7 protein-coding genes are annotated in these 9,409 nt (G+C 72.0%); 6 read left to right on the top strand and 1 reads right to left on the bottom strand.

Annotated features, from left to right (window positions below):
• Positions 1 to 37: 37 nt before the first annotated feature.
• Positions 38 to 1,255, bottom strand: coding sequence for a glycerophosphoryl diester phosphodiesterase membrane domain-containing protein (locus ACFU99_RS21215; RefSeq protein WP_384394250.1), 1,218 nt, complete (start codon positions 1,253 to 1,255; stop codon positions 38 to 40).
• A gap of 141 nt (positions 1,256 to 1,396) precedes the next feature.
• On the opposite strand from ACFU99_RS21215, the gene mtnA reads away from it, so the two are divergent.
• The 6 genes from mtnA to hpf all read left to right on the top strand — a co-directional run.
• The gene (mtnA, locus tag ACFU99_RS21210; RefSeq protein ID WP_384394248.1) at positions 1,397 to 2,563 is read left to right on the top strand and encodes an S-methyl-5-thioribose-1-phosphate isomerase; all 1,167 of its coding nucleotides are present in this window, start codon (positions 1,397 to 1,399) and stop codon (positions 2,561 to 2,563) included.
• A gap of 217 nt (positions 2,564 to 2,780) precedes the next feature.
• Positions 2,781 to 3,458 (top strand): two-component system response regulator MtrA, encoded by a 678-nt coding sequence (mtrA, locus tag ACFU99_RS21205; protein WP_363226985.1) that lies wholly within the window; start codon positions 2,781 to 2,783, stop codon positions 3,456 to 3,458.
• 1 nt (position 3,459) lies between these two features.
• Entirely contained in the window at positions 3,460 to 5,613 is a 2,154-nt protein-coding gene (gene mtrB, locus ACFU99_RS21200) for an MtrAB system histidine kinase MtrB (protein ID WP_384394246.1), read from the top strand.
• Complete coding sequence (locus ACFU99_RS21195) at positions 5,603 to 7,432, top strand: LpqB family beta-propeller domain-containing protein (protein ID WP_384394244.1); 1,830 nt, start codon at positions 5,603 to 5,605, stop codon at positions 7,430 to 7,432. Before mtrB ends, ACFU99_RS21195 begins: the two co-directional genes overlap by 11 nt.
• A gap of 221 nt (positions 7,433 to 7,653) precedes the next feature.
• The gene (locus ACFU99_RS21190) at positions 7,654 to 8,481 is read left to right on the top strand and encodes a ComF family protein (RefSeq protein ID WP_384394242.1); all 828 of its coding nucleotides are present in this window, start codon (positions 7,654 to 7,656) and stop codon (positions 8,479 to 8,481) included.
• Between the two features lie 327 nt (positions 8,482 to 8,808).
• Positions 8,809 to 9,409: ribosome hibernation-promoting factor, HPF/YfiA family (gene hpf / locus ACFU99_RS21185; protein WP_384394240.1), on the top strand; the 601-nt coding region annotated here is incomplete at its 3' end.

Here is a 9,409-nt window from a genome sequence, read left to right as displayed (position 1 = left end):
GTGTTTGCACGGAGGGGCGGGCTTTTTACGGGCGTGATCAGTTCCTGGCTGCTCGGATCAGTTCTACGTCCAGGGACTCGCGGCGGATGCGCTGGTCCATGTAGAGGAGCGCGGTGACGCCGGCGGTGACCGGGAACGTGATGATGGAGCTGATGACCGCGCCGATGCCGGAGATGATGAGGTACGTCCAGCTGAGCGAAGAGGCGCCGCCCTGTAGCGCGTTGGCGTTGTCGCCGTCGAACAGCAGCTGCACGAGGCCCGTGGGGATCTGCACGATGGCCGTGACGACGAAGACGATGAGGATGGCCAGGAGCTGCACGCCGAAGACCCGCCACCATGCTCCCCGTACGAGCTTGGCGGAGCGGCGCATGGACGCGATCACGCCTTGCTTCTCCAGCATCAGGGCGGGGGCGGCGAGGCTGTAGCGGATCCACAGCCAGGCGGCGGCCACGAAACCGGCGATGCCGCCGAGGAGGGCCAGGGCGGCTCCCCCCGCTTCCGCGCCCGCGAAGGTGACCAGGAGGCCCGGCAGGATCGCGACCACCATGGCGGCCGCGATGAGCAGCGGGACGAGGATGACCAGGCCGAGCATGCGGAGCAGTTGGGGGCGTGCGCCGGTCCAGGCCTCGCGGAGGGTCGCGGTGCGGCCCAGGACCGCGCGGCTGACCACCACGGTCAGCATGGCGGTGGCGATGATCGAGCCGAGGATGCCGACGAGCGAGGTGATGCCCATGCCCGAGAGGAGGCGGCCGGTGAGGCGCAGGGCCTCGCCGGCGGTCATGTCCGGGTCGTCGTTGAGGCTGTCCAGGCCCGGATTGTCGCGGAACCATATGCCGTTGATGACGGTGGCGGCGGCCTGGGTGACGACGGCCAGGCCGATGGAGACGCCGAAGACGGTGCGCCACTGCGTACGCATGGTGGCGAAGGCGCCCTCGATGATCTCGCCGACGCCGAGGGGCCGCAGGGGGACGACGCCGGGTTTGGGGGCCGCGGGCGGCGGTGTCCAGCCGCTGCCCCAGGCGATCTGTCTGCCCGGGGACCTGGAGGCGTTGTTCGGTTGACTGCCCCAGCCGGGGCGGCCCGGAGGCGGCTGGGGGCCGCTGCTGGAGCCGGTCCAGGAACCGGCGGGTGGCTGCTGTTGCGCCCACTTCGCTTCCGGTGCCTGGTCGGCGGGGGTGGCGGGCTGCTCCGGAGCGGGGTTGTCCGGCTCGTCGGAGGAGGATCCGGGCGAGGGCCGGCCCGGAGAGTCGTTCATCGGTGCTCCTTCTCGGGGCCCGTTCGCCGGTGCGGCGGCGGGCGATTGCCAGCCATCGTGTCACGGTGGCCCCGGCGCGCGACGGGCTCGTATCGGGGTCCAGACCTTCAATAGTGGGTGTCCCACGGGCAGACTGGGCGGATGGCTGATCAGTACGCGGTATTCCCGAAGGACACTGCTGCCCTCGCCGTTCCGGCTCTGCGTTGGGAGGAGCCGCCGGAAGGGCCCGTGCTGGTGCTCCTCGACCAGACGCGGCTGCCGGCCGAGGAAGTCGAGCTGGTGTGCACCGATGTGCCCGCGCTGGTGGAGGCGATCGGTTCGCTCGCCGTGCGGGGCGCCCCGCTGCTGGGCATAGCGGGTGCGTACGGGGTCGCGCTCGCGGCCGTACGGGGTTTCGACGTGGACGAGGCCGCCGAGCTGCTGGCGCACGCCCGGCCGACGGCCGTGAACCTCGCGTACGGGGTGCGGCGCGCGGCGGACGCGTACCGTGCGGCGGTCGAGGCGGGGGCCTCGGCGGAGCGGGCGGCCGCGGTGGCGCTGGCGGAGGCCCGTACGCTCCACCGCGAGGACGCGCAGGCCAGCGCGGCGATGGCCCGGCACGGGCTGGCGCTGCTGACGGAGCTGCTGCCGGGCGGCGGCTACCAGGTGCTGACCCACTGCAACACGGGCGCGCTCGTCTCCGGCGGGGAGGGGACGGCGCTGGCAGTGGTGGGGGCCGCCCACCGGGCCGGTGAGCTGCGGCGGCTGTGGGTGGACGAGACGCGGCCGCTGTTGCAGGGGGCGCGTCTGACGGCGTACGAGGCGGCGCGCGCCGGGATCGCGTACACACTTCTGACGGACAACGCGGCGGGTTCGCTCTTCGCGTCCGGGGAGGTGGACGCGGTGCTGATCGGCGCGGACCGGATCGCGGCGGACGGTTCGGTGGCGAACAAGGTGGGCAGCTATCCGCTCGCGGTGCTGGCCCGGTACCACCATGTGCCGTTCATCGTGGTGGCGCCCACGACGACGGTGGATCTGGGCACTTCCGACGGGGCCGCGATAGAGGTCGAGCAGCGGCCGGGACACGAGGTGACGGAGGTCGCGGCGCCGAACGCGCCGGCCGCCGGAATGGAGGCGGGCGGCGGGGTGCCGGTGGCGCCGCTGGGGACCCAGGCGTACAACCCCGCCTTCGATGTCACGCCGCCGGATCTGGTGACGGCGATCGTCACGGAGAACGGCGTGGTCTCGCCGGTGACGCGGGAGGGCCTGGCGGAGCTGTGCGCCCGTCCGGGGCCGCTGCCGGGGCCGAACGGGGCCGTCCGCTCGTAGCGCGCCGAGATGTTGTCGTAGGAGGCCGCAGGAGGCCGCAGGAGGTCGCAGGAGGGGGTGTGGTCCGGGGCGGGCCCGTGGGACTGGCATGCTTTTGTGGCGTCAACGCGGGCCGGCCAACGGGGCCGGTGGCGGAATTCAGGGGGACGAAGTGGCGGATGAGTGAGCTGAATCACCCGACTTCATGGACCAGATGCGAAAATGGGATGATGTCGATATGAAGGGACGCGTCCTTGTCGTCGATGACGACACCGCACTGGCCGAGATGCTCGGCATTGTGCTGCGTGGTGAGGGTTTCGAGCCGTCGTTCGTCGCGGACGGAGACAAGGCACTTGCCGCTTTCCGGGAGGTCAAGCCGGACTTGGTGCTGCTGGATCTGATGCTGCCCGGCCGGGACGGCATCGAGGTGTGCAGGCTGATCCGGGCGGAGTCCGGGGTGCCGGTGGTGATGCTGACGGCGAAGAGCGACACGGTCGATGTGGTGGTCGGGCTGGAGTCCGGCGCGGACGACTACATCGTCAAGCCGTTCAAGCCGAAGGAGCTGGTGGCGCGGATCAGGGCGCGGCTGCGGCGGTCGGAGGAGCCGGCGCCGGAGCAGCTGTCGATCGGTGACCTGGTCATCGATGTGGCCGGGCACTCGGTGAAGCGGGCGGGGCAGTCGATCGCGCTGACGCCGCTGGAGTTCGATCTGCTGGTGGCGCTGGCCCGTAAGCCGTGGCAGGTCTTCACCCGCGAGGTGCTGCTGGAGCAGGTGTGGGGCTATCGGCACGCCGCCGATACGCGGCTGGTGAATGTGCATGTGCAGCGGTTGCGCTCGAAGGTCGAGAAGGACCCGGAGCGGCCGGAGATCGTGGTGACCGTGCGCGGTGTCGGCTACAAGGCCGGGCCGAGCTGAGATGACGGGCAACGGTGTCGCCCCGGAGCGAGGCACGGGGCGGCCCGTCGACAAGCCGGGTGGAATATCCCTTTTCGGGAGAATTCTGCGGGGTGGGAAGTTCCTCCCCGACGGGGCCGCCAGCGGGCCCGTCCACCCGATGCTGCGGCTGTACGCGCGCTGGGTGCGGCGGCCGCTGCTGCCCGCGCTGCGGCTGTGGCGGCGCAATATCCAGCTCCGCGTGGTGGCCAGCACGCTGCTGATGTCGCTCGGCGTCGTGCTGCTGCTCGGCGTCGTCGTCATAGGCCAGGTCCGCAACGGGCTGCTGGAGGCGAAGCAGCGTACGGCGCAGGGGCAGGCCAGGGGCGGCTTCACGGCCGCCCGCGACATGGCCGACTCCGGCGTCGACGCGCGCGGAGGACAGGACTCCGGACAGAGCGGCACGCAGAGCGGCCGCCGGAGCGTGGACTCCGGCAACTGGCTGACCGGGCTGGTCGAGCAGCTGGCCAGCAGCGGCCAGGGCGTCTACTCCGTGGTGGCGCTCAGCTCCAATACGGACGACACGTCCTCCGCCAGCAACCGCGGCGCGCGCTCCTCCGGGGACGTCGATCCCGAGCGCAGTGTGCCGCAGGACCTGCGGGAGAAGGTGGAGCGCGGCACCGGGGCGTACGAGAAGCCCGCCAGCATCAAGCGCGGCCCCTCCGACGAGGGAGTGCCCGGACTGGTCGTCGGCAAGCGGCTCTACGACGTCAACGGCAAGCCCTACCAGCTCTATTACCTCTTCCCCTTCTCCCAGGAGGCGAAGTCGCTGAACCTGGTCACGACCACGCTGGCCACGGCCGGGGTGTTCGTGGTGGTGCTGCTCGGGGCCATCGCGTGGCTCGTCGTGCGGCAGGTCGTGACGCCCGTACGGATGGCGGCCGGGATCTCCGAGCGGCTGGCCGCGGGCATCCTCCAGGAGCGTATGAAGGTCACCGGCGAGGACGACATCGCTCGTCTGGGTGAGTCCTTCAACAAGATGGCGCAGAACCTCCAGGGCAAGATCCAGCAGCTGGAGGAGCTGTCGCGGATGCAGCGGCGGTTCGTCTCCGACGTGTCGCACGAGCTGCGTACGCCGCTGACGACCGTACGGATGGCCGCCGAGGTCATCCATGACGCGCGCGACGAGTTCGACCCGGTGACGGCCCGGTCGGCGGAGCTGCTGCACGAGCAGCTCGACCGGTTCGAGTCGCTGCTGGCGGATCTGCTGGAGATCAGCAGGTTCGACGCGGGGGCGGCGGCGTTGGAGGCCGAGCCGATCGATCTGCGGGACGTCGTGCACCGGGTGATCGGCGGGGCCGAGCCGCTCGCGGAGCGGAAGGGCAGCCGGATTCTCGTACGGGGCGCGGAGCAGCCGGTGATCGCGGAGGCGGACGCCCGCCGGGTGGAGCGGGTGCTGCGCAATCTGGTGGTCAACGCGGTGGAGCACGGCGAGGGCCGGGACGTGGTCGTGCGGTTCGCGGTCGCGGGCGGCGCGGTCGGGGTCGCCGTGCGCGACTACGGGGTCGGCCTCAAGCCCGGCGAGGCGACGCGGGTCTTCAACCGCTTCTGGCGGGCCGATCCGGCACGTGCCCGTACGACCGGGGGGACCGGGCTGGGGCTGTCGATCGCGGTGGAGGACGCGCGGCTGCACGGCGGCTGGCTCCAGGCGTGGGGCGAGCCCGGGGGCGGCTCGCAGTTCCGGCTGACGCTGCCGCGCACGGCGGGGGACGCGCTGCGCGGCTCGCCCATACCGCTGGAGCCCGCGGACTCGCGGCGCAATCGGGGGGCGGGCGAGAGCGGGGGCGTGCGGGCTGTGGCCGGTGCGCTGGGCGCTGGTGCCCAGGGGGGTGTGCGCGGTGGTGCCGTTGCCACGGTGAACGGGGCGCTGCCGTCGGCCGGGTCCGTGCCCGTACAGCCGACCGATACGAGGGCCGGCGCCCAGGCCGTACGGGTCGGCGCCGCGGATCCCACGGCGCTGCCGGGGAGCAGTGGGGCGCGGGTCGTGGCGCGTAAGGACGCCTGCGGGAGCGGTGCCGGAAGTGACGCCGGGGGTGGTGCTGTCGCGGCCGGCGAGGCGGACGGGGCTGCCGAGGGGGCCGGTGCGGGCCGGGACGTACGGGAGAGCGAGCGGGAGGACGGGACCGGTGAGCGCTGATCGCTATCTCCGCCCGCGCGGGCGGCGTCGGCTGGGTGCGGCGGCGATGGTCGTCAGCGGGCTGCTGCTGGCCGGCTGCGCGTCGATGCCGGAGAGCGGCGATGTGGACGCCGTGGGCGGTTCGCCGCGGGCCGACGCCGACTCGCAGGTGCGGGTGTACGGCGTGGCGCCGCGCGCCGGTGAGCAGCCCAAGGAGATCGTGCTGGGTTTCCTGGAGGCGACGACGAGTGATGACCCGGTGTACGACACGGCCCGCAAGTACTTGGCGGCGAATAGGCGGGGGAGCTGGAATCCCTCGGAGGGCACCACGATCCTGGCCGAGCCGCCGCAGGTGCGGGTGGACCGCAGCGGCGACCGGGAGGAGGACGGCTTCACCGTCTCGCTGATCGGCAAGCAGGTCGCGAGGCTGGACGCCAAGCACGCGTACAAGCCGGACGAGCGCCCGTACGACAGCAAGATCCATGTCGTGCGGCAGGGCGGGGAGTGGCGGATCGACGCGCTTCCGGCCGGGCTGGTGCTCGGGATGCCGGACTTCCAGCGCATCTACCGTTCCGTCAACAAGTACTACTTCGCGAAGCTGGGGCCGGACCAGCGCAGGTCGGGGCGGTCCGAGGTGCTTGTGCCGGACCCCGTCTACCTGCGCAAGCGGATAGACCCGGTCACCTCGACCGCGCGGGCGCTGCTGGACGGCCCGACGAACTGGCTCGCTCCGGTGACCACGACGGCCTTCCGGTCCGGCACGCGGGTGGAGGACGACCGGCTGTCCCTGGACGACTCGAACAACCTGAAGGTGCGCCTCAACAGCAAGGCGGACAGCGCGAATCTGGTGCAGTGCCACCGGATGGCGGCGCAGCTGCTGTTCACGGTCCAGGACCAGGCGTCGGCCACGGTGGGGGACGTGCGGCTGGAGCGCCAGGACGGCTCCAAGCTGTGCGGGCTCACGCGGGAGCAGGCGCAGGAGTACTCGCCGGGGCGGACCGAGGGGCGGGCCGACCGGCAGTACTACATCGACGCGAAGCACAAGATGGTGAGCCTGGCCGACAGCGAGGACGAGGCGCGGCGGGTGCCGGGCGCCTTCGGTGACGGGCAGGCGCAGTTGGGGTCCGTGGCCGTGGACCGCTCGGAGCGGCGGGCGGCGGGCGTCACCGAGGGCGGCCGCAGCCTGTACGTGGCGGCGCTGGAGCACGGTTCCGCGCTGGGCGATGTCCGGCTGAAGGCGATTTCGGGTGCGAACGGCGGCCTGGCGCCGCCCAGTTGGGACGGGCTCGGCGACCTCTGGGTGGTCGACCGGAGCCCGCAGAAGCCGCGGCTGCTGCGGCTGCCGGGCGGTACGGGCACGCCGGAGGAGGTCCAGGTGGACGGGCTCGACGGCGGGCGGATCACCGGGCTGCGGGTCGCCGCGGACGGGGTGCGGATCGCGCTGCTGGTGGCCAAGGGCGGCCATACGAAGCTGATGCTGGGGCGCGTCGAGCGGGCGGGGAGCGTGCCGCATCCGAGCCTGTCGGTGCAGGGACTGCGGTCCGTCGCGCCGCAGTTGGAGCAGGTGGACGCGGTCTCCTGGGCGGGCGGCAGCCGGCTGCTGGCGGCCGGGAACGAGCCGGGCGGGTTGCAGCAGTTGCAGTACGTCGAGACGGACGGGTCCGTCTCGAACGGCGCGGCGCTGCCGGGGATCACCGGGGTCAAGGCGGTCGCGGCCTCGGAGGCTCCCAGCAAGGCGCTGGTGGCGGAGCAGCAGGACAGCATCGTGCGGCTGCTGCCGGACACCAACTGGAAGACGGTGACGCCGAAGAGCGGGACGGCTCCGGTCTATCCGGGGTGATGGCTTCTTTTATCCGGTCTATCCGGGGCGGTGGCTTCGGGCCGCCCGGGGTAGGGGGTGTTCCGTTCGGCTTCGTTCCGGCCGGTAGGGGGGCTGGATGGGGCAGGGGCGGCGGGTGCGGGGGAGCTGCGCCTGAGGCTGGTTCCGGGGGTGCGGAGCGGTCGCCGCGGAAGTTATCCACAGGGGTGGCAGAGGCGGGCGGACAGCGGGACAGTTGATCCATGCGGGGGTGGTGGCAGGAGCTGGTCGGCCTGGTGCTGCCGGTGGACTGCGCGGGGTGCGGCGCTCCGCGGGCCGTGCTGTGCGACGCCTGCTGGGAGGCGCTGTGCGGGCGCGCGGCCCGGCGGGTGTGGCCGGAGCCGGTGCCGCCGGGGCTGCCCGCTGTGTACGCGGCGGTGGCGTACGCGGACGAGGCGCGGTCGGTGCTGCTCGCGCACAAGGAACGGGGGGTGCTGGGACTGGCGGGGCCGCTGGGCGCGGCGCTGGCGTCGGGGGTGCGGGCGGCGGCGGATGTCTGCGAGCGGGACATGCGGGGCACGCGGGATATGAGGGCTCTGCGGGGCGCGCAGGGCGTACGGAGCAGTCGGGGGAGGGATGTGCGTGAAGTCGGTGGAGTGGGTGTGGGCGTGGCTGGGGGGACTCGTGAAAATCCTCGGCTGGTGCTCGTTCCGGTGCCGTCCGCCCGGTGTGCGGTCGCCGCGCGCGGGCACGATCCCAGTCGGCGCATCGCACAGGCGGCGGCCGGCGAGCTCCGGCGCGCGGGGCGGTCCGCGGCGGTTTGCGCGGTGCTCCGGCAGCGGCGTCCGGTGGCGGACCAGACGGGCCTGGGCGCCCGTCAGCGGCTGGATAACCTGGCCGGTGCCCTGGAGGTCGCGGCGGGTGGTGAACGGCTGCTGACGGCCGGGCCAGTGCTGCTGGTGGACGACCTGATGACCACGGGGGCGTCGCTGGTGGAGGCGGTACGGGCGGTGGCGGCGGCAGGCGGCCGGGTCGCGGGCGCCGCGGTGGTGGCCGCTCCCGCACGGGCGTTCGGCGTAAGTTCGACATAAACCGGAACTGACAGAGAAGTTACATCGTTGCTGGTGATAACGGTGAGAAATCACCTGAACGGAGGTATGAGGAAGTAGGGGGTGCCGACATCCGTCCGGGCGAGATATGTTCGGTTGTGAGGAATGGCAGGCGCTATGACTCGTATCTCCGATTGGCGCGCTTCGCGCGCTTTCGAAGAAGCTTGAATTCGGCGGGGTGGAGATCTTGCCGACGGGGGAGGAGGAGGTGAAAGCCGCCGAGTCGGGGGCTCCAGTTTCCTCTGGGGTCTAATGCAAGAGGGATGCGCTCCGCACCTTCGGCGGAGCGATCCGGGAACGGAGTTCTGCGTGGACATCGTCGTCAAGGGCCGCAAGACCGAGGTGCCCGAGCGGTTCCGCAAGCACGTGGCCGAGAAGCTGAAGCTGGACAAGATCCAGAAGTTCGACGGCAAGGTGATCAGCCTCGACGTCGAGGTGTCCAAAGAGCCCAACCCCAGGCAGGCCGACCGCTCCGACCGAGTCGAGATCACGGTGCGCTCGCGCGGACCGGTGATCCGGGCGGAGGCTGCTGCTCCGGATCCGTACGCCGCGCTCGACCTGGCCACCAGCAAGCTGGAGGCGCGGCTGCGCAAGCAGAACGAGAAGCGTCACGAGCGCCGCGGCAGCGGACGCACCCCCGCGAGCGACGTCGCGGTGTCCGTCCCCGATGTCGCGCAGCTCGATGACAACGGCGAGCTCGCCGCCGACCGGGAGCCGTCCGGCGGCGAGGTGCCCGTCACGCGGATGGGCTCGATCGAGATTCAGGGCGAAGGGCCCCTCGTGGTCCGCGAGAAGACCCACGCGGCGGCCCCGATGACGCTCAACCAGGCGCTCTACGAGATGGAGTTGGTCGGGCACGACTTCTACCTCTTCGTCGACTCCGACACCAAGCAGCCCAGCGTCGTCTACC

Origin of the sequence: Streptomyces sp. NPDC057654 (genome assembly GCF_042800135.1) — a bacterium.
GTDB lineage: Bacteria > Actinomycetota > Actinomycetes > Streptomycetales > Streptomycetaceae > Streptomyces.
Note: the sequence above shows the minus strand (reverse complement) of the source record. Positions and strands in the feature narration are given on the sequence as shown.

Excerpts from the sequence above, each read along its gene's own strand:
- mtrB (WP_384394246.1), top strand. The coding sequence starts at position 3,460 with ATGACGGGCAACGGTGTCGCCCCGGAGCGAGGCACGGGGCGGCCCGTC.
- mtnA (WP_384394248.1), top strand. The coding sequence starts at position 1,397 with ATGGCTGATCAGTACGCGGTATTCCCGAAGGACACTGCTGCCCTCGCC.
- ACFU99_RS21190 (WP_384394242.1), top strand. The coding sequence starts at position 7,654 with ATGCGGGGGTGGTGGCAGGAGCTGGTCGGCCTGGTGCTGCCGGTGGAC.
- ACFU99_RS21215 (WP_384394250.1), bottom strand. The coding sequence starts at position 1,255 with ATGAACGACTCTCCGGGCCGGCCCTCGCCCGGATCCTCCTCCGACGAG.
- mtrA (WP_363226985.1), top strand. The coding sequence starts at position 2,781 with ATGAAGGGACGCGTCCTTGTCGTCGATGACGACACCGCACTGGCCGAG.